The organism is Agromyces sp. PvR057 (assembly GCF_040547485.1).
GTDB lineage: Bacteria > Actinomycetota > Actinomycetes > Actinomycetales > Microbacteriaceae > Agromyces.
On record NZ_JBEPPT010000003.1, the window covers coordinates 16,537 to 34,499 of the forward strand.

General features: G+C 70.9%; 19 protein-coding genes. 4 read left to right on the forward strand and 15 right to left on the reverse strand.

Annotated features, from left to right (window positions below; genetic code table 11):
- Positions 1-38: 38 nt before the first annotated feature.
- From ABIC29_RS12760 to ABIC29_RS12785, 6 genes are all read right to left on the reverse strand, one after another.
- A complete protein-coding gene (locus tag ABIC29_RS12760; protein ID WP_354245897.1) occupies positions 39-1,235 on the reverse strand; it encodes an FAD-dependent oxidoreductase in 1,197 nt (398 codons plus the stop codon).
- Positions 1,228-1,965 carry a methyltransferase domain-containing protein gene (locus ABIC29_RS12765; RefSeq protein WP_354245900.1) on the reverse strand — a complete coding sequence of 246 codons (738 nt, stop codon included), beginning with the start codon at positions 1,963-1,965 and terminating at the stop codon, positions 1,228-1,230. The genes ABIC29_RS12760 and ABIC29_RS12765 overlap by 8 nt, the downstream gene beginning before the upstream one ends.
- 40 nt (positions 1,966-2,005) lie before the next feature.
- The gene (locus ABIC29_RS12770) at positions 2,006-3,148 is read right to left on the reverse strand and encodes a type III polyketide synthase (RefSeq protein ID WP_116079958.1); all 1,143 of its coding nucleotides are present in this window, start codon (positions 3,146-3,148) and stop codon (positions 2,006-2,008) included.
- Positions 3,149-3,328: 180 nt separating this feature from the next.
- On the reverse strand, positions 3,329-3,697 hold the full coding sequence (locus tag ABIC29_RS12775; protein WP_354245903.1) for an SHOCT domain-containing protein: 369 nt from the start codon (positions 3,695-3,697) through the stop codon (positions 3,329-3,331).
- Entirely contained in the window at positions 3,694-4,122 is a 429-nt protein-coding gene (locus tag ABIC29_RS12780; protein ID WP_116079960.1) for a DUF6325 family protein, read from the reverse strand. The genes ABIC29_RS12775 and ABIC29_RS12780 overlap by 4 nt, the downstream gene beginning before the upstream one ends.
- Before the next feature lie 30 nt (positions 4,123-4,152).
- Complete coding sequence (locus tag ABIC29_RS12785) at positions 4,153-5,253, reverse strand: AI-2E family transporter (RefSeq protein ID WP_116079961.1); 1,101 nt, start codon at positions 5,251-5,253, stop codon at positions 4,153-4,155.
- 152 nt (positions 5,254-5,405) lie between these two features.
- Here ABIC29_RS12785 and ABIC29_RS12790 point away from each other — a divergent pair, with 152 nt between their 5' ends.
- Positions 5,406-5,807, forward strand: coding sequence for an SHOCT domain-containing protein (locus tag ABIC29_RS12790; protein ID WP_116079962.1), 402 nt, complete (start codon positions 5,406-5,408; stop codon positions 5,805-5,807).
- A gap of 88 nt (positions 5,808-5,895) precedes the next feature.
- Here ABIC29_RS12790 and ABIC29_RS12795 read toward each other — a convergent pair whose 3' ends face one another.
- The 4 genes from ABIC29_RS12795 to ABIC29_RS12810 all read right to left on the reverse strand — a co-directional run bounded on the left by ABIC29_RS12795 (position 5,896) and on the right by ABIC29_RS12810 (position 9,163).
- Positions 5,896-7,026: a DUF998 domain-containing protein gene (locus tag ABIC29_RS12795; RefSeq protein ID WP_354245908.1), complete on the reverse strand. Its 1,131-nt coding sequence runs from the start codon at positions 7,024-7,026 to the stop codon at positions 5,896-5,898.
- Between the two features lie 163 nt (positions 7,027-7,189).
- On the reverse strand, positions 7,190-7,681 hold the full coding sequence (locus ABIC29_RS12800; RefSeq protein WP_116079963.1) for a DUF2017 family protein: 492 nt from the start codon (positions 7,679-7,681) through the stop codon (positions 7,190-7,192).
- On the reverse strand, positions 7,678-7,968 hold the full coding sequence (gene clpS / locus ABIC29_RS12805) for an ATP-dependent Clp protease adapter ClpS (protein WP_116079964.1): 291 nt from the start codon (positions 7,966-7,968) through the stop codon (positions 7,678-7,680). Before clpS ends, ABIC29_RS12800 begins: the two co-directional genes overlap by 4 nt.
- A 55-nt stretch (positions 7,969-8,023) precedes the next feature.
- Positions 8,024-9,163, reverse strand: a complete 1,140-nt coding sequence (locus ABIC29_RS12810) for a class I SAM-dependent methyltransferase (protein ID WP_354246496.1) — start codon at positions 9,161-9,163, stop codon at positions 8,024-8,026.
- Positions 9,164-9,259: 96 nt separating this feature from the next.
- On the opposite strand from ABIC29_RS12810, the gene ABIC29_RS12815 reads away from it, so the two are divergent.
- Positions 9,260-9,970, forward strand: coding sequence for a hypothetical protein (locus ABIC29_RS12815; RefSeq protein WP_116079966.1), 711 nt, complete (start codon positions 9,260-9,262; stop codon positions 9,968-9,970).
- 30 nt (positions 9,971-10,000) lie between these two features.
- Here the strand turns inward: ABIC29_RS12815 and ABIC29_RS12820 are convergent, their stop codons facing one another.
- The 4 genes from ABIC29_RS12820 to dnaK all read right to left on the reverse strand — a co-directional run bounded on the left by ABIC29_RS12820 (position 10,001) and on the right by dnaK (position 13,959).
- Positions 10,001-10,417 (reverse strand): heat shock protein transcriptional repressor HspR, encoded by a 417-nt coding sequence (locus ABIC29_RS12820; protein ID WP_116079967.1) that lies wholly within the window; start codon positions 10,415-10,417, stop codon positions 10,001-10,003.
- Between the two features lie 2 nt (positions 10,418-10,419).
- Entirely contained in the window at positions 10,420-11,421 is a 1,002-nt protein-coding gene (locus ABIC29_RS12825; protein WP_116079968.1) for a DnaJ C-terminal domain-containing protein, read from the reverse strand.
- A gap of 79 nt (positions 11,422-11,500) precedes the next feature.
- On the reverse strand, positions 11,501-12,085 hold the full coding sequence (locus ABIC29_RS12830) for a nucleotide exchange factor GrpE (protein WP_116079969.1): 585 nt from the start codon (positions 12,083-12,085) through the stop codon (positions 11,501-11,503).
- Positions 12,086-12,093: 8 nt separating this feature from the next.
- The gene (gene dnaK, locus ABIC29_RS12835; RefSeq protein ID WP_116079970.1) at positions 12,094-13,959 is read right to left on the reverse strand and encodes a molecular chaperone DnaK; all 1,866 of its coding nucleotides are present in this window, start codon (positions 13,957-13,959) and stop codon (positions 12,094-12,096) included.
- 304 nt (positions 13,960-14,263) lie between these two features.
- Between dnaK and ABIC29_RS12840 the strand changes: the two genes are divergently transcribed.
- Both ABIC29_RS12840 and ABIC29_RS12845 read left to right on the forward strand, forming a co-directional pair.
- Complete coding sequence (locus tag ABIC29_RS12840; protein WP_354245915.1) at positions 14,264-15,457, forward strand: GTP pyrophosphokinase; 1,194 nt, start codon at positions 14,264-14,266, stop codon at positions 15,455-15,457.
- A 90-nt stretch (positions 15,458-15,547) separates the two neighbouring features.
- Positions 15,548-16,306 carry a sulfite exporter TauE/SafE family protein gene (locus ABIC29_RS12845; protein WP_116079972.1) on the forward strand — a complete coding sequence of 253 codons (759 nt, stop codon included), beginning with the start codon at positions 15,548-15,550 and terminating at the stop codon, positions 16,304-16,306.
- A gap of 16 nt (positions 16,307-16,322) precedes the next feature.
- Here the strand turns inward: ABIC29_RS12845 and ABIC29_RS12850 are convergent, their stop codons facing one another.
- Entirely contained in the window at positions 16,323-17,906 is a 1,584-nt protein-coding gene (locus ABIC29_RS12850; protein ID WP_354245918.1) for an MFS transporter, read from the reverse strand.
- Between the last annotated feature and the right edge of the window lie 57 nt (positions 17,907-17,963).

The following is a 17,963-nucleotide window of genomic DNA, read 5'->3' on the forward strand; positions in this document are numbered from 1 at the left end:
GCCTCAGATGCCGGCAGCCACCGGCGTTCGACCCGCCGTCAGAGGCCGCGCATCGTGAACGCCCTCGCGAGCAGCGAGCGCAGCGGCGGCAGGTCGAGCGTCCGCACGGCCGCGTTGCGCACGCGGAGCCGCGCTCCCGAGGCGGGCGCGCCGACCGCCATGTTGAACGCCGCCCGGCGCACGGCCCGGCGCGCGGCCGACCGGCGCACGCGGTCGTAGACGTCGAACGCCTCGAACGGCGCACCGACGGCGAGCGCCGCGGCCAGGTCGTGATCCAGCCGCAGCGCATCGAGCCATCCGAGGTTCATGCCCTGCCCGCCGATGGGGCTGATCTCGTGCGCGGCGTCACCGGCGAGCGCGATGCGGCCGACGGCCATGCGGTCGGCGAGGTGCTGCCGCGCCTCGAACGCGCTCGGTTCGCTCGCCGCCGCGACGTCGAACCCGCCACCGGTGCGCGAGCCCACGATGGCGGCGAGCGTCTCGGGGGTCAGGTGCGCGGGCGGCCGCCTGACCCGGGCCACCCAGCGCCGACGACCGCCCGGCATGGGGAACGACTCGACGACCCCGGCAGGCTCGAAGTGCAGCAGCGCCGTCTCGGCCTCGCCCGTGTCGTCGCGCGTGTCGCACATCACGTACTGCGCCCGGCCCCGACGCGGCCGCCACCCGAGCTCGAGGGACGAGCGGATGCCGCTGCGCACGCCGTCGGCTCCGACGACGTAGCGCGCGGTCAGCCTGAGCGACGCCCCGTCGACGACGGCGTCGACCTGCACGTCGGCTCCGCGGTCGTGCACGGCCCGCACCTCGACCCCGCGTCGCATGCCACCGGGCCGCAGGTCGCCGAGACGGCGCTCCAGGATCGCCTCGGTCTCGAGCTGCGGCAGCGAGAGCACGGCCGACCCGCTGCCGCCACCGCCTCGCCCGCGGAACGACATCGTGCCGAGCGTGCGTCCGCCGCACGTCGCCCTGCCGTCGCGGATCGGCACCGCCGCCGCGACGACCTCGGTCTCGACGCCCGCACGGGCGAGTGCCCGGAGCCCCGGCGGGTGGATGCCGATCGCGCGCGAACGGCCGGTGCCACGCGACATCCGCCGCTCGAGCACCACGACGTCGATGCCGCGCCCGGCGAGGAGGCAGCCGAGCAGCAGTCCGACCGCGCCGCCGCCCACGATCACTACGTCGTGACGGGCCTCGACGGACGACCCGGCACCGCCCGCGCCCGCTGCCCGCTCAGGCATCGGGACTCCAGACGACCTCGAGCCGCGACGGGAAGCCGCGGCGCACGCGCCACCCGGGCGGCAGCACCGCGGCGAGCTCTGGCGCCGTGTGGCTGCGACGGATCGAGGTGAGTCCGTCAGCGCGGATGTAGGAGTCGGCGAGCAGGTTGCGCGTGAACGGCAGCGTGCCGAGCGCGAAGCCGAGGTAGCCCCACCGGCTGCGCCCGATGTCGCCGTGCACCGCGATGCCGCCGCCCAGGGCGAGCCGCTCCGAGTCGGCGAGCAGCTCCCCGGTCTGCCGTCCGTCGAGGTGGTGCAGCACGTGGTTCGACGTCACGACCTCGAACCGCTCGCCCGCCGCGGCCAGCTCACCGCTCGTCGTGCGGCGCAGCACGAGGCCGGGCACGGGCGGCCGGCGCGACGCCCACTCGTACGACCGGGGGTCGGGGTCGAGGGCCACGACCTCGAGTCGCAGGCCGTCGGCGCGCGCCCATCGCAGGAGCGCCCGCGGCACGTCGGCCCCGCCGGTTCCGACGTCGAGCACGCGACGCGTCTCGTGCCGGGACAGGCGCGGCCGGATCCAGCGGCGGTACACCGCGCGCTGGTTCGAGACCACGGCGTTGACCCGACCGAACTGCTCGTAGGTTCGCGCCAGCATGGCGGGATCGCAGTCGGGCGCGTCCATCAGTTCCCGTGCCTCGTCGTCCCGCCTGCCGAGCGACCTCACCTCCGCCCCCGCCCTGCGCGGCACGGCGAGTGCGCTCGGTCGACCGGCCCCCAGGGGAGCATGGTCAGATGCGAACCGTCATGAGCGCCGACTCGACGGTGAGTCCGGGGCCGAAGGCCATGGCCGCGACCCGGTCGCCGTCGGCGGCGGCATCCGACTCGAGGATGTTCGCCAGTACGAAGAGCACGGTCGCGCTCGACATGTTGCCGTAGTCGCGCAGGGTCTCGCGGGCGGGCACGAGCTGCGCCTCGGTGAGCGCGAGTCGGGCCTCGACCTTGTCGAGGATGCTGCGACCGCCCGGATGGATGGCCCAGTGCTCGACGGCGTCGCTCGCCGTGTCGTCGGCGAGCGCGGCGGTCAGCTCGGCGTCGTGTGCGAAGAGCGGTTCGAGCGCCCCCGTGATGTGCTCGCCGATGATCGCGGGCACCGCGTTCGACAGCACCATCTCGAAGCCGTGGTCGCCGATCTTCCACGCCATGTCGCCCTCGCCGACGGGCGTGATGCGCGTCGCGAAGCGGTCGAGCTCGAATGCCCGCTCTCCGGCTTCGGGATCCCGTGAGGAGACGATGCCCGCTCCTGCGCCATCGGAGAAGAGCGACGACGCGACGATCGTGTCTGGGTCGTTCGACGAGCGCAGGTGCAGCGTGCAGAGTTCGACGCTGACGACGAGCACGACCGCGTCGGCATCCGCCTGGCAGAGCTGGCGCGCCAGGCGAAGCGCGGGAATCGAGGCGTAGCACCCCATGAACCCGAGGTGGTATCGCTCGACCCCGGGGTTCAGGCCGAGGTCGCGCGCGACCATGAAATCGGGGCCCGGCGCGTAGAAGCCGGTGCACGAGACCGTGATGACATGCGTGACATCGGATGCCGCGACGCCCGGTGTCGCGGCGAGCGCCGCCCGACCCGCCTCGACGTAGAGGCGGGTGGCCTCGCCGGCATAGATCTCGTTGCGGGCCTTGGTGCCGGGCAGGAGCAGCTCGCCGCTCGCCTGGTCGAAGAAGACCGGGGTCTCGTCGCGGGGCTCGAGCGTCAGCTCCTCGAGCACGCTGTGACGCCGTTCGATGCCAGAGACCGTGAACGACGTGGTGACGATGCGCTGCGCCAACCTGCTGAGCCCCGGTTGGGCCGCGAACACGTCGCGAACCGCATCCTGCACGAGGACCGTGGACGGAACCACGGTCGAGACGCCCCTCAGCGTGATGGCCATGCCTCACCCTAGGCGCGGGACCGGATGCGGCAACAGGGCTCGCGCGAACCCCACGGCGGACTCACATCCTGGCCCGCGGCGCCGACGAGACCGGCCGGCGTGGAAACGGCGAAGCGCCGGTCACCCGTGGGTGACCGGCGCTTCACGCGTCTCGTTCGGCTCGAGCGATGAGCGATGGGCTCAGCCGAGCAGCTTGGCCTTGGCGGCCGCGAACTCGTCGTCGCTCAGGATGCCCTGCTCCTTGAGGGCGCCGAGCTTCTGCAGTTCGGCGACGATGTCGACGGCCGGTGCTGCCGGCGCCGGCGGCGCGGCCTGCTGCTGATACGCCTGCTGCTGGTACGCCTGCTGGGCCACGGCCTGCTGGGCCGCCGCATCGATCTGGGCCTGCTGCTGTTGCTGCTGGTAGGCCTGCGCGTCGGCCTGCTGCTGGTACTTGGCCTGCTGGCGGTTCTGCATGCCGCCGCTGACGGCGGTGGCGGTGCCCGCGACGACGGCGGTGCGAGCGGCGAGTCCGATGAGCCCCGGGCGGCCCATTCTTCTACCCATCATGCTTCTGCTCCTTCTACTTCGGCGAGGACCGCGTTGACGACCGGTGCGGGGATGCGCTCGGCCTGCAGCAGTTCGGCGCCGGATTCCGCGAACCGGGATGCGAGCTTCTTCGCCCACAACAGCTCGATCGCGACGAGTGCCGCCGAGCTGCCGACGGGGATCAGCTCGGCGAGTTCTTCGACGTCCTCGTCGCCGACGAGACCGGCCTCGAGCACCTCGATGTCGACCTCGATCTCGCCGCCGAAGTCCTCGAACTCGATGACGGTGATCTCGTCTTCGCCGCGCGAGACGAGCAGGAAGTCGAGGAGACGGATCTCACCGCCCTCGACGAGATCTGCGATCGCCTCGAGCGTGCGGCTGTCGGGCCGATCCCCCTCGAAGCCGATGAGATACAGATCGACCGGTCCGTATTCGAAGTCCGCCATTGGTTCCCCCTCCATGAGTGTTCCTGCAGACTATCCCCGCGATTCCGGCGGCGCTACAGGTGCGGGAAGGGAATCACCCGAGAGCCTCCTGAGCGTCGACGATCGTTCATCGGGCTCGAGGAACAGGGCCCGGACGAGCAGTGTGAGCGGGATCGAGAGGATCGCGCCGATCGGGCCGATCACCAGGGTCCAGAACACGACGGAGACGAACGAGAGCGTCAGGCTCAGCGACACCGCGTCGCTCACGAACTTCGGCTGCACGAGCACCTGCAGGGTCACGTTCACGACGCAGTACACGAGCACGACGACCAGGGCGAGCGGCCATCCGCCGATCACGAGCGCGAGCACCGCCGGCGGGATGAGCCCGATGACGAACCCGATGTTCGGGATGAAGTTCGTCACGAACGCGAGGATCGCCCACACGAGCGGGATCGGGATGCCGAGCCCCCACAGCACGAGCCCGTCGATCACCGCGACGATGAGGCCGAAGGTCGCGTTGACCACGTAGTACCGGCGCACCCCCGAGAAGTAGCGTCCGCCGATCACGTCGCCGTCGGCGGTGCCGAACACCGGCCTGGCCCGAGCGAACCGCGCCGCATCCGCCGACATGAAGATCACGTAGGCCAGCACGAAGAAGAACGCGGTCGCGACGTCGAGCAGTGCGCCGGCGAGGCTGCCCGCGAATCCGACGAGCTGGGCGGGGTCGAGCACCGAACCGAGGCTCGCCGTGGCATCCGTGGTCACGCCGGTCGACTCGACCCACGCGATCAGCGACGCCGCCGTCTGCTCGAGCTCGTCGAGGTAGTCGGGGAGGATCGACACGAACTGCGCGGATGCCACGATGAGCAGCACGGCGAGGGCCGCCAGGATCGCCCAGGCCAACGCCACGACCGCGCTCGTGGCCAGCCATTTCGACCATCCTCGGCGCTCGAGCGGGTACCGGATCGGATGCGCGATCGTCACCACCACGGCCGCGACGGCGATGGGGCCGAGCACGTCGCGCGCGAGCCAGACGCCGCCGAGGGCGATGACCACCGCGGCGAGCACGATCACCCTCCGGTGGCCGAGGGCGAACCCCGGCGCGGCCCTCTGGCGCTCGTCGGGCACGTGGTCTGCTGCGGCATCCGCCATGTCGGCCTCCTGCAGGTCACCCTACCGATCGGCCCGGGCGAACCGCCTGACACCAGCGCGTTCTCTGGACGAGTCCCTCGGAACGACGCTACATTCGGCTCAGGCGCTCGATCCCTGGGGGGCGCAGAAAACTCGAGAACGGAACAAAGTACATGGATTTCTGGTCAAACTTCTGGGACATCATCTGGTGGTTCCTCTGGATCTTCGTCTTCATCGCCTACCTGATGATCCTCTTCTCGATCGTGGGCGACCTGTTCCGCGATCAGAAGCTCAACGGATGGTGGAAGGCCGTCTGGATCATCTTCCTGATCTTCGTGCCGTTCCTCACGGCGCTGATCTACCTCATCGCGCGTGGGCAGGGCATGGCCGAGCGCTCGCAGCGTGAGGCTCGCCAGGTGCAGGCGGCGACCGACGACTACATCCGCCAGACGGCCGGCAGCGCGTCGAGCGCAGCGGACGAGATCGCCAAGGCGAAGGCGCTGCTCGACTCCGGCGCCATCACGGCCGAGGAGTTCGCGCACCTGAAGTCGAAGGCGCTGGCGCAGACCGCGTAACGACTCGCGCCGAACACGAACAGAGGGCCGGATGCCATGCATCCGGCCCTCTCCTCGTGCACGGGTGCGCAGGTCTCGAGACGCTGCGCTACCCGACCGACGGCAGGACCGCCGGCTCCGCCTCGGGATCACCCGTTGCGCCCGCCGTGCGGAGGAAGACGATGATCCAGCTGAAGATCAGGCAGCCCGCGACGAGCTCCACCGCGGTGAGGTTGTAGTACCCGGTCGCGAAGAAGACGGCGACCACGATGATGACGGCGACGTACACGTAGCCGAGCACGACGAACACCCTCGGCACGGTGCGGATGAACCGCGGGAGCCCGAGCACGATCACCGCGAAGCACACGGCCATGCCCGTCGCCACGGTGTTGTGGATCGCGAAGAACTCGTCGACCGGGAAGATGCCGACGCAGGCGAGGAAGATGCCGATCAGGATCAGCCCGAAGCGCACGATGTCCCGGCCGCGCCGGTCGGGCGGCGTCGACGCCGGCAGCGTCGCCGTCGCGTACCTCGCGACGATCGTGACGATCGCGCCCGCGATGATGAGCGTCAGGTTGAAGGCCTTCGCCGACAGGTCGTCGGTCATGCCGAGCGCGGAGAGGTTCTCCTCCCACCAGTGCGGGTCGCTCGCCGAGAGCATGCTCGCGAACGCGCCGACCACGAGGAACACCGCGAGCACGAGCGAGAGCAGCATCGGCGTCATGCGGGCGGCCGAGAGGAAGCTGACGTACGCGGTGAGCGCGAGCGCCACGCCCCCGAGCGCGGCGGCCGGCAGCGCGAAGACGACGGCGTCCGTGAAGCTCAGCTCGAGCACGGTCGAGAGCGCGAGCCAGCCGAGCAGCGCGATGACCCCGTGGGCGATCGCGAGGGACGCGATGTCGAACCAGTGCAGTCGAGCGCCGGGCACCGACAGCCCCTGGCCGATCTCGCGACGCAGGGCCGGGTTCGGCGTGCGGTCGGCGAGGTACCGCCCGAGCACGAACGCGAGGACCGCGGCGATCGCGCCGCCGACGCCCGCGAACGCGCCCAGCGATCCGCGCCCGGAGATCGGGAGCGACTGACCCCAGAACGCGAAGAGGCCGACGAGCGCGCCGACCACGAAGAATGCGCTTCCGACGAGGAGCGCCGCCGACTCGAGCGAGGACACGTTCGCCGCCGGGCTGCGCACCACCCGCCTGATCGATGCCGAATCCTCTGCTGCCGCCACGGTTCGCGTCACGTCTGCTCCCACCCCTCGGGCCACGGCACTCAGACTGGCGGCGCGGCGATTCGGGATCAGCATGGCACCGCCGGGGTCGCCGAGTCCACAGGCGCGACGAACGCACGCGGCATCCGGCGGGATGCCGACGGCGACGGCGACCGACACGGCCGACCGGCGCGCGTCAGGACGAGATCGGGTCGAGCACCTCGAGCATCGAGCCCTGCACGAACCCGGCCCACTCGTACGCGGCACGCAGGTAGTCGTCGCGGGTCTCGTCGGACTCGGTGTCGCCCTCCTCGATGACGCCCACCCGTTCGGCGAGGATCAACCGCAGGTCGGTGAGGAACGTGAGCCACCCCCACGCCTCGGACTCGTCGAGCTCGATCTGCACGACGCCCTCGCCCTCGTGGGATGCGGTCGCATCGCGCACGCGCTGCGCGGCCTGGCGCTTGCCGTCGACGAGGCTGTCGCGCGTGTACCGCTCGAACTCCTGCGAGGCGGCGTGGTCCTCGGGGTACGCGCTCGGCAGTAGGCGACCGAGCGCCGGGTCGTCGACCTCGCCCAGCAGCAGCACCGAGTCGACCTGGTCGGCGAGCTCGGACAGCAGCATCGCCTCTTCGGTCTCGAGCACGAGGCGCACCCCCTCGCCGTCGCTGCGCCCGGCGACGATCACTGCTCGGCCCTCGACACGGTGGCCTGCAGGCCGTAGCCGTGCATCGCCTCGACGTGGCGCTCCATCGCCTCCCGATTGCCGGTCGCGACGATCGCCCGCCCCTCGGTGTGCACGCAGAGCATGAGGCGTTCGGCCTCGGCGCGTGGGAACCCGAAGTAGGTGCGGAACACGAAGCTCACGTAGGTCATGAGGTTGACCGGATCGTCCCAGACGACCGTCTGCCACGGCACGTCGGCCGCGACACGCGTGATGGTGTCGAGGTCGAGATCTTCGAGCGTGGAGGTCACGCATCAAGACTGACACGACCGGGCGGATGACGCGAGTGCGCGTCGGCCGCATGGCTCAGCGGGAGCGACGGGAGGCCGTGACGGTGAACTTCGGATCCCGGGCGACCTGCCGCGTCGGCCCCACGATGCGCTCGAGCGCGGGCCGGTATCGCAGGTGCGAGTTCCACACGCACCACAGCTCGCCGCCCGGCGCCAGCACGCGGGCGGCGTCGGCGAAGAGGTGCTCGGCGATGCCCGTGTGCAGCGCGGCGTCCGAGTGGAACGGCGGGTTCAGCAGGACGAGCCGCTCGCTCGCGTCGGGCAGCAGTTCGAGCCCGTCGGCCTGCGACACCCGCACCCGGTCGGCCACGCCGTTCGTCTCGGCCGTCGCACGGGCGGATGCCGCGGCCGACGCCGAGCGGTCGGTCGCCGTCACGACGAGACCCGGCCTGGCCCGCGCGAGCCAGGCGGCGACCACGCCCGTGCCGCAGGCGAGGTCGACGGCCGACGCGGCATCCGGAACCGCATCGGCGAGGGAGCCGAGGAGCAGGCGCGTGCCGATGTCGACCGTGCTGCCCGCGAACACGCCGCCGTGCGCGGCGACGTCGACGCCGAGGTCGGCGTCGTGCTGCACCCGCGGCCACGCGGGCGCCGGCGGCCGGCGGAGTCCGCGCGGTTCACGGGGCCCGCTCGCGATCAGCACCCGGGACTTCTGCCGCGCATGCGACACGTCGACCCGATCGAACCAGGCGCCGAGCACGTCGTTCATGGCGAGCGCCATGTGCTTCAGGCGCCCGCCCGCGAACACGCGCACGTCGGATGCCGCGTGGCCGGCGAGCAGGGCGGCGAGCTCGTCGAGCCGATCGAGCGAGCGGGGCAGCCGCATGAGCACGACCCGGGCGCCCTGCGCGAGGTCGGGCGAGAGCGGGAGCGATCGCGGCATCCGCCCCGCCTCGAAGCCGAGCCGGGCGGCATTGCGCGCGAGCGCGCGTTCGCCCGTGACGAGGTCCTGGTGGACGCGCACCTCCGTCGCGCCGAGCGCTGCGGCGCCCAGCGCCAGCGCGCCGTACGCATCGTCGAGCACGAGCACCTCGCCGGGGGCGGCCGCGACGACGGCCTCGCGCGCCTCATCGAGGATGAGCCGGTCGGCGGCGTCTGACGCCTCGAGACCATGGCCCTCGACGTCGGGCTCGCGGCGCAGCAGTTCGAAGTCCATGCTCACCCGGCAAGGCTACGCGGAGCGGCCGGCCACCACCGGGCACGACCGAGCCTGAGTGCGGATCGCAGACTCGTTTGCTACTCTCGGGCCCGCATGGGGAACGCACAGTCGATCGGGGAGCGCAGGGCGGCACGGCAGAACGCCGGGCCGCACGTCAGGCGATCCGCCACCCGTCGAAGCCGGAGCTTCCGCCCGCTCGCCGCCTTCTCGACCCTCGTCGTCATGGGCATCGTCGCGACGCTCTCGCTCGTGCCCGCCGCCCCGCTCTCACCCGTGATGGCGGCGGGAACCGACAGCGTCGAACCCGCGCAGACCGTCGAGGTCGCCGAGGGCGTGCAGGCGCAGAAGGTCTCGCAGGAGTCGTACACTGCGGCGACCGGTGCGCAGACGCTCGTCGCCGGCGGCACCAATGTCGACTGGGCGAAGCTCGTGCTCATCGACGGCGACTGGCCCGTCACCGAAGAGAACATCACGTTCATGATGCGCTGGACCCGGCAGGAGAACGGCGCCGACAACTGGTGGAACCGCAACAACCCGCTGAACAACGGGCAGGGATCCGGAGGCGGATCGGGGCTCGGCAGCTACGTCGACCTGACCGAGGCGGCGTACTATGCGGCCCAGAACATCAAGTCCGGTCGGTACCCTGCCGTCGACGCGGCGCTCGCGCGCGGCGACTCGGCGGATGCCACCGCGCAGGCCATCTGGGCCTCCCCGTGGGCGTCGAGCCACTACGGGTACGGCACCCACTGGAGCTCCCGACCCTACGAGGTCATCGAGGCGCCTGCGGAGGCCTGGGGCCGGTGACGCGGAAGCCCGCTCCGAGCGACGCGCCGGTCAGCCGCGGTCGAGCGGACGCCAGACGACCATCGCCGTCTCGCGACGCACCCTGGTGCCCGCGCGGAGCGTGACGACCTCGCCCTGCGTGCCGGCGGCGAAGACGCGCCGGCCGGGGCGGTTCAGCATCTCGTCGGCGAGCATCGCCTCGAGTTCGCGCACGCGGGCGCGCAGCGTGGTGACCTCGTCTTCGAGGCCGAGTACGCGGCGGATGCCCTCGAGGCTCACGCCCTCGCTCGAGAGTTGGGCGATCTCGCGCAGCTGCACGACGTTGCGCATCGAGTAGCGGCGCGACCGCCCGGCCGTTCGGGTGGGCGAGACGAGGCCCATGCGGTCGTACTGCCGCAGGGTCTGCGGATGCATGCCGGCCAGCTCCGCCGCCACCGAGATGACGAAGATCGGGCTGGACTCGTCCATGCTCATCCGCGGGCCCTGGCGATGAGGTCGTCGCGAGGGTTCTCGTCTGGAAGCTCGGCCGCGAACTCCTCGAGCTTCTTCTGGGCGTCCTTCGAGAGGTGCGAGGGCACGACGATCTGCACGACGGCGAGCAGGTCGCCCGTGGCCTTCTTCGTCTCGACGCCGCGTCCCTTGACGCGCAGCACGCGTCCGCTGGGGGTGCCGGGAGCGACCCGCAGCTTGACCGGGTCGCCGCCGAGCGTCGGCACCTGGATCGTCGCGCCGAGGGCGGCCTCGGTGAACGTGACCGGCACGGTCACGCGCAGGTTGAGTCCGTCGCGCTCGAACACGGGGTGCTTGCGCACGGTGACCGTGAGCACGAGGTCGCCAGGGGGTCCGCCGTCGATCGAGGGCTGGCCCTTGCCCGCGACCCGGATCTTCTGCCCGTCGGCCACGCCCGCGGGGATGCGCACCGTGATGTTGCGGCCCTCGCCGGTCTGCAGCGTGAGCTGGTCGCCCTTGGTGGCGGTGATGAAGTCGAGGGTCGTCGTCGCGGTGACGTCGCGACCCTTCGTCGGGCCGCCCGCCCCGCGGAAGCCGCCGGTGGACTGGCCGAACCGGCCGTTGCCGAACAGGCCCCCGAGCAGGTCGTCGTAGTCGCCGCCCTGCTGGGAGTACTGCTGGCGACCGCCACGGCCGGGACCCGCGCCGCCGCCGAACATGCCGCCGAAGACGTCGTCGAAGCCGCCGTTGCCGCCGCCCGCGCCGGGCGCGGTGAAGCGCGCGCCGGAGCCCATGGCCCGCACGGCGTCGTACTCCTTGCGCTGCTCGGGATCGGAGAGCACCGAGTGCGCCTCGCTGATCTCCTTGAACTTCGCCTCGGCCTTCGCGTCACCCGCGTTCGAATCGGGGTGGTACTGGCGCGCGAGCTTGCGGTACGTCTTCTTGAGCTCGGCGTCGCTCACGTCTTTCGAGACGCCGAGCACCTTGTAGAAGTCCTTGTCGAACCAGTCCTGGCTGGCCATCGACACCTCGTCTCTCGAAGTCTGGTGGAAAGAGTACGCCGGTCGAGGAGCTGGTCGCTCCTCGACCGGCGCAGGGGGGTTACGCGGGCGTCTTGACGACGACCTTCGCAGCGCGGAGCTGCGTGCCGCCGAGGGTGTAGCCCGTCTCGACGACGTCGGCGACCGTGTCGACCTCGACGTCGGGCGAGGGCTGCTGGAAGATCGCCTCGTGCTTCTGCGGGTCGAACACGTCGCCCGGCTCGCCGAACTTCGCGAGGCCCAGCCGCTCGACCGACGCGCGCAGCTTCGCCGCGATCGTCGCGAACGCCGACTCGCCCTCGAGGTCTCCGTGCTTCTCGGCACGGTCGAGGTCGTCGAGCACGGGCAGCAGCACCGACACGGTCGCGCCGATCGCGCGCTCCTTCTCGAGCTCGCGGTTGGCCTCCGTGCGCCGACGGTAGTTGGCGTACTCGGCCGTGACGCGCTTGAGGTCTGCGAGGTGCTCGTCGGTCGGGTCCTCGACCTCGGCGTTCGCCGCGTTCAGGATGTCCTCGACCGTGAGCTCGCGCTCGTCGGCCTCGACCTCGCCGATCAGCTCCTCGGGGGTGACGGATGCCGCGGCATCCGTCACCTCGTCGGCGGCCTCGGGCTCGGGGACCTCGGGGTTCTCCTTCTCGTCAGCCATGTTCGGGCCTACTTCTTGTCGTCTTCGTCGTCGATGACCTCGGCGTCGACCACGTCTTCGTCGGACGCCTCGGCCTGCGGCTCGCCGGCGGCCGACGCGTCGCCGGCCGCGGCATCCGCTGCCTGCGACTGCGCGTAGATCGCCTCGCCGAGCTTGCCCTGCGACTGCGACAGCTTCTCGAAGGCCGACTTCACGGCCTCGTCGTCGTCGCCCGCGAGGGCCGACTTCAGCGCGTCGACGTCGCCCTGCACCTCGGACTTGACGTCGGCGGGGAGCTTGTCGTCGTTCTCCTTGATGAGCTTCTCGGTCGAGTAGGCGAGCTGCTCGGCGGAGTTGCGGGTCTCGGCGAACTCGCGGCGCTTCTTGTCTTCGGCGGCGTGCTCCTCAGCCTCGCGCACCATGCGCTCGATGTCGTCCTTCGGGAGGCTCGAGCCGCCCGAGATCGTCATCGACTGCTCCTTGCCGGTGCCCTTGTCCTTGGCGGACACGTGCACGATGCCGTTGGCGTCGATGTCGAAGGTGACCTCGACCTGCGGGATGCCACGGGGGGCCGGGGCGATGCCGGTCAGCTCGAAGGTGCCGAGCGGCTTGTTGTCGCGGGTGAACTCGCGCTCGCCCTGGAAGACCTGGATCGCGACCGACGGCTGGTTGTCGTCGGCGGTCGTGAAGGTCTCGCTGCGCTTGGTCGGGATGGCCGTGTTGCGCTCGATGAGCTTGGTCATGATGCCGCCCTTGGTCTCGATGCCGAGGCTCAGGGGGGTGACGTCGATCAGCAGGACGTCCTTGCGCTCGCCCTTCAGCACGCCGGCCTGGAGTGCGGCGCCGACGGCGACGACCTCATCGGGGTTGACGCCCTTGTTGGCGTCCTTGCCGGTCTCCTTCTTGACGAGCTCGGCGACCGCGGGCATGCGGGTCGAGCCGCCGACGAGCACGACGTGCGCGATGTCGGCGAGCTTGATGCCGGCCTCGCGGATGACGTCCTCGAACGGCTTCTTCGTGCGGTCGAGCAGGTCGGAGGTCATGTTCTCGAACTGCGCGCGCGTGAGGGTCTCGTCGAGGTTGGCGGGGCCGTTCTCGGTGAGCGAGAGGTAGGGGAGCTGGATCGAGGTGCTCATCGAGGAGCTGAGCTCCTTCTTGGCCTGCTCGGCGGCCTCCTTGAGGCGCTGCTTGGCGATCTTGTCGTTCGAGACGTCGACACCGGTCGACTCCTTGAAGCGCTTGATGAGCCACTCGACGATGCGCTGGTCCCAGTCGTCGCCGCCGAGGCGGTTGTCGCCCGCGGTCGAACGCACCTGGATGGTCGAGAAGTCGTCGTCCTTGCCCACTTCGAGGAGCGAGACGTCGAACGTGCCGCCACCGAGGTCGAAGACGAGGATGAGCTCGTCCTCCTTGCCCTTGTCGAGGCCGTACGCGAGCGCGGCCGCGGTGGGCTCGTTGATGATGCGGAGCACGTTCAGGCCCGCGATCTCGCCGGCCTCCTTGGTGGCCTGGCGCTCGGCGTCGTTGAAGTACGCCGGAACGGTGATGACGGCGTCGGTGACGGTGTCGCCGAGGTACTGCTCGGCGTCGCGCTTCAGCTTCTGCAGGATGCGCGCCGAGATCTCCTGCGGCGTGTACTTCTTGCCGTCGATCTCGTCGGTCTTCCAGTCGGTGCCGACGTGGCGCTTGACCGACGCGATGGTGCGGTCGACGTTGGTGACGGCCTGGCGCTTCGCGGTCTCGCCGACGAGCACCTCGCCGTCCTTCGTGAAGGCGACCACCGAGGGGGTGGTGCGGAAGCCCTCGGCGTTCGCGATGACGGTGGGCTCGCCACCCTCGAGCACGGCGACGACCGAGTTGGTGGTTCCGAGGTCGATTCCTACTGCACGTGACATGTGTATCTCTCCTTCTGCCAGGGTTTTCGCGGGCGGATGCCGCGTGCACCCGTTGGCTGTCGATTCGGCCGTTCTGGCCCGCAACCGAAGTCATCCTTCGGAACTTGAGTCCCGATGACTCAAGCCTTGCAGCGGCTGCTGACCGTGTCAAGTTGGCGCCCTCAAAGTTGAGTGCACTTGACTCAACTCACAGCGGACATCCAGTATTCCGGCGGCGCGGGCCGGGCGGCGGCACCCTGTCCTTCGCCGACGGAACCGGCGCGCGAGCGCACGCGCACCGGCCGAGACGCAATAGCCTGCCGGTGTGGACGCACGCGACCAGGACGAGCAGCTCGTCGCCGCAGAACTCGCCCGGTACGACCGCGAACTGCGGCGCTACCGGCGCCTCCGCAGTCGCATCGAGGCCGACTTCGCGCGGCGGCTCGAAGGCGCCGGATTCCGGTACTTCCAGGTGACCGCGCGCGTGAAGTCCCGCGAGTCGTTCGAGCGCAAGGTGCGCCGGGCGCCCGATCGCGAGGTCAGCGACATCCTCGGCGTCCGCGTGATCGCGCACTTCGAGGGCGACCTGCCCGCGATGGAGCAGGTCGTGCGCGAGGCGCTCATCGTCGACGACGACTCCTGGGTCGACAAGTCCGAACTGCTGCCGATCGACGCGTTCGGCTACCGGTCGGTGCAGTTCGTGGGGCACATCCCCGAGGCCACGGACCCGGCGGGCGGCGCTGCGGACCCGACCGGAGGAGCAGCCGAGACATCCGACGCCCCGCAGGTCGAGGTGCAGCTGCGCACCGCCCTGTCCGACACGTGGTCGGAGCTCGAGCACGACTTCCGCTACAAGTCGGCGCGGCAGCTGCCCCGCGAGGTCGACCGGCTCTTCGCGCTCTCGGCGGCGCTCCTCGAGCAGGCCGACGAGAACCTCGACCGCATCCGGCGACAGGTCGACGACGCGCGCACCGCCGGCCCCGCCACCCGGGGCGACGGCGGAGGCGAACGCGGCTACATCGGCCGGTTCATCCAGTACGACGGCGACTCGCGAACCCTCGACCAGATCGTCACGGCCGCACTCGACGTGCCGTTCGGCGTCGTGACCGGCTCAGGGCGAGAGCTGCGCAGCGTCGTCCGGGCCGCAGGCTGGCACCGGTACGAGGCGCTCGTCGACGGCTTCGCCGAGTACTCGGAGCTCGGACGTCGCCTCGCGATCGCCTGCGCACGCACGACGAACGACCTCCTGCTGTCCGACGCCGAGCCCCTGCGCCCCGCTCGCTCGTTCCGGGGCATCGGCACGTACTGGACCGCGCTGGCGGCGGCGCTGGTCGGCGGGGAGCCGATCCGCGAGAGCCGCGTGCCCGACGGGCGCCTCGCCGAGTTCCGCGTGGTCGCGACGTACCTCTACGAGAATCCGGATGTCTCGGCACTCGGCGTGCGCCGCCGCTACGGCGCGGTCGCCGCACCGGTCGGCACGCTCGACGACGCGGCCTTCGCGCCCATCGCGCTCGACTGAGCCGCCGCGTCATCGAGGGTCGCATGCGGCATCCGATGCCTCGTGCGCCTGATTGAATCGGGGGATGCCCCGCGCGAGACCGAACAGACGATGAACGCGCTCGAGTTCCTGGCCCTCATGGCCGGCGGCGTCGTGGCCGGGTCGATCAACGCCGTCGTCGGATCCGGCTCGCTCGTGACGTTCCCGCTGCTCATCGCGTTCGGCTACCCGCCCGTGCTCGCGAACGTCACGAACAACGTCGGCGTGCTGCCGGCCTCGCTCGCCGCGACGTACGCCAACCGGCACGAGTTCCGGGGCGAGTGGCGGCGGCTCGCGGTGATCCTCTGCTTCTCGGCCGCGGGCGGTGTCACGGGAGCCGTGCTGCTGCTCCAGCTGCCGAGCGAGGCGTTCGACGCGATCGTGCCGGCGCTCATCGTGCTCGCCCTGCTCCTCGTGATCTTCGGCCCGTGGATCAAGCGGTGGACGACGCGCCTGCACCGGGGGGCCGAGCACCACGGCCACCCGATCGCCACGGTCGTCGTGGCCGGGCTCACCGCGGTCTACGGCGGATACTTCGGCGCGGCCCAGGGCGTGCTGCTGCTCGCGCTGCTCTCGATCACGATGACCGGCGCCCTCTCGCGGGCGAACGCCTACAAGAACGCCATGGCCGCCGTCGCGAACCTCGCCGCCGCCGTGGTCTTCGTCGCGGCGACCGAGGTCGCCTGGCCCGCCGCCGCGGCGATCGCGATCGGCTCGTTCATCGGCGGCTCGCTCGGCGGCCGCTACGGGCGACGCATCCCGCAGACCGCGTACCGCGTGGTCATCGTCGTGATCGGGCTCGCGGCGCTCGCGTACTTCGTGCTCACGTAAGGCGCGCGGGAGCCGGTCAGCCGAGCATCGACCCCTCGGCCGACGCGTTCGGCGCGGGGTCGGGCAGCCGGCGCATCCGGAAGCCGTTCAGCACGCCGAGCAGCCCGGCGAGGATCGGCACGAGCAGCGCGATCTGCAGCGCGATGAAGCGCGAGTCGGTGTTGATGCGCAGCACCTCCTCCTGCACCTCGGGGGTCTCGTCGGCGAGGAGCGCCTCGAGCCCGGTGTTCGTCATGATCTCGGCGTCCTCCTCGAGCACGGTCGAGACCTGCTCCTGCTGCGCGTCGTCGAGCACGGTGCTCGAGTCGGCGCTGGCGGTGAACGTGAAGGCCAGGGTCGCGAGCATGATCGCGCCCGCGAACGCGAGGCCGAACGAGAGGCCGAACGACCCGGCGGCGGAGTTCACGCCGGCGGCCTCGCTGACCCGCTCGTCGGAGATCGGCGAGAGCGTGTAGTTGTTCAGCTGCGAGACGAGCAGGCCGAGGCCGCAGCCCGCGACGATGAGCGGCACCACGAGGTACCAGCCGGAGTCGGCGATGGGCACGATCGGCACGATGGCGGCGACGCCGATCACGACGAGCGCGAACCCTCCGAGGATGATGTTCGCCGGCCGTCGCTTGAGGCCTCGCCCCGCGAGCAGCGCGACGACGAACATGCTGAGCGAGAGCGGCGCGATCGAGAGTCCCGCCTGCAGCGCGTTGTACTCGAACACCATCTGCAGGTAGATCGGCAGCACGATCATCGTGCCGCCGAGCGCGATCTGCTGCAGCAGCTGCCCGCTCGCGCCCGCACGGAACATCTTCGACTCGAAGAGCGCGGGGTCGAGCAGTGTCGGCTTGCCTCGCCGCTTGCGGCTGCGCAACCAGAACACGAGCAGGCCGAGGCCGAGCACGCCGATGCCGATGATCAGGCCGACGTAGCCGCCGCCCTCCTGCCACACGAGGATGCCGGTCACGACACCGCCCATGCCGACGATCGAGAGCAGCGCACCGACGAGGTCGATCGAGCGGTCGCCGTGGTACGGCACGTCCTTCACGAGGCCGATGCCGATGAGCACGACGGCGATGATCGCGGCCTCGAGCGCGAAGCCGACGCGCCACGAGAGGAAGGTCGTGATGAAGCCGCCCAGCAGCGGGCCGACCGCGGCCGCGATCGCGGCGGACGCGCCGACCAGCGCGTACACGCGCTTCTGCTGCGCCCCCTCGAAGTTGCCGTGGATGAGCGACTGCATCGCGGGCAGCAGCAGCGACGCGCCGATGCCGCCGATGATCGCCCAGAAGATGATGATCGCCGTGAGGTCCTGGGCGAAGACCATCGCGATCGCGCCGACGGCGTAGCCGAGCAGTCCGAGCACGTAGGCGAGCTTGCGGCCGATGAGGTCGCCGGTCTTGCCGCCGATCAGGATGAACGCCGCCGAGACGAGCGCCTCGAGCGCGATCGCGCCCTGCACGCCGCTCACGGTGGTGTCGAGGTCGCGGACGACCGCCGAGATCGACACGTTCATGAGCGACGTGTCGACCACCAGTACGAACATCGCCATCGCGAGCAGGATCGCGAGACGGAAGTTGAACGGCGCCTGCGCGCCTGCGCCCCCAGCCATACTGCACTCAACCACACGCCGATCCCGCAGCGGAAGAGCCGAACCGCAGGTCGCGGG

What these genes read in the sequence shown, in the direction of transcription:
- ABIC29_RS12760 (WP_354245897.1), bottom strand. Translation starts at nt 1,235, where the DNA reads ATGCCTGAGCGGGCAGCGGGCGCGGGCGGTGCCGGGTCGTCCGTCGAG.
- ABIC29_RS12770 (WP_116079958.1), bottom strand. Translation starts at nt 3,148, where the DNA reads ATGGCCATCACGCTGAGGGGCGTCTCGACCGTGGTTCCGTCCACGGTC.
- ABIC29_RS12775 (WP_354245903.1), bottom strand. Translation starts at nt 3,697, where the DNA reads ATGATGGGTAGAAGAATGGGCCGCCCGGGGCTCATCGGACTCGCCGCT.
- ABIC29_RS12780 (WP_116079960.1), bottom strand. Translation starts at nt 4,122, where the DNA reads ATGGCGGACTTCGAATACGGACCGGTCGATCTGTATCTCATCGGCTTC.
- ABIC29_RS12785 (WP_116079961.1), bottom strand. Translation starts at nt 5,253, where the DNA reads ATGGCGGATGCCGCAGCAGACCACGTGCCCGACGAGCGCCAGAGGGCC.
- ABIC29_RS12790 (WP_116079962.1), top strand. Translation starts at nt 5,406, where the DNA reads ATGGATTTCTGGTCAAACTTCTGGGACATCATCTGGTGGTTCCTCTGG.
- ABIC29_RS12810 (WP_354246496.1), bottom strand. Translation starts at nt 9,163, where the DNA reads ATGGACTTCGAACTGCTGCGCCGCGAGCCCGACGTCGAGGGCCATGGT.
- ABIC29_RS12815 (WP_116079966.1), top strand. Translation starts at nt 9,260, where the DNA reads ATGGGGAACGCACAGTCGATCGGGGAGCGCAGGGCGGCACGGCAGAAC.
- ABIC29_RS12820 (WP_116079967.1), bottom strand. Translation starts at nt 10,417, where the DNA reads ATGGACGAGTCCAGCCCGATCTTCGTCATCTCGGTGGCGGCGGAGCTG.
- ABIC29_RS12825 (WP_116079968.1), bottom strand. Translation starts at nt 11,421, where the DNA reads ATGGCCAGCCAGGACTGGTTCGACAAGGACTTCTACAAGGTGCTCGGC.
- ABIC29_RS12830 (WP_116079969.1), bottom strand. Translation starts at nt 12,085, where the DNA reads ATGGCTGACGAGAAGGAGAACCCCGAGGTCCCCGAGCCCGAGGCCGCC.
- dnaK (WP_116079970.1), bottom strand. Translation starts at nt 13,959, where the DNA reads ATGTCACGTGCAGTAGGAATCGACCTCGGAACCACCAACTCGGTCGTC.
- ABIC29_RS12845 (WP_116079972.1), top strand. Translation starts at nt 15,548, where the DNA reads ATGAACGCGCTCGAGTTCCTGGCCCTCATGGCCGGCGGCGTCGTGGCC.
- ABIC29_RS12850 (WP_354245918.1), bottom strand. Translation starts at nt 17,906, where the DNA reads ATGGCTGGGGGCGCAGGCGCGCAGGCGCCGTTCAACTTCCGTCTCGCG.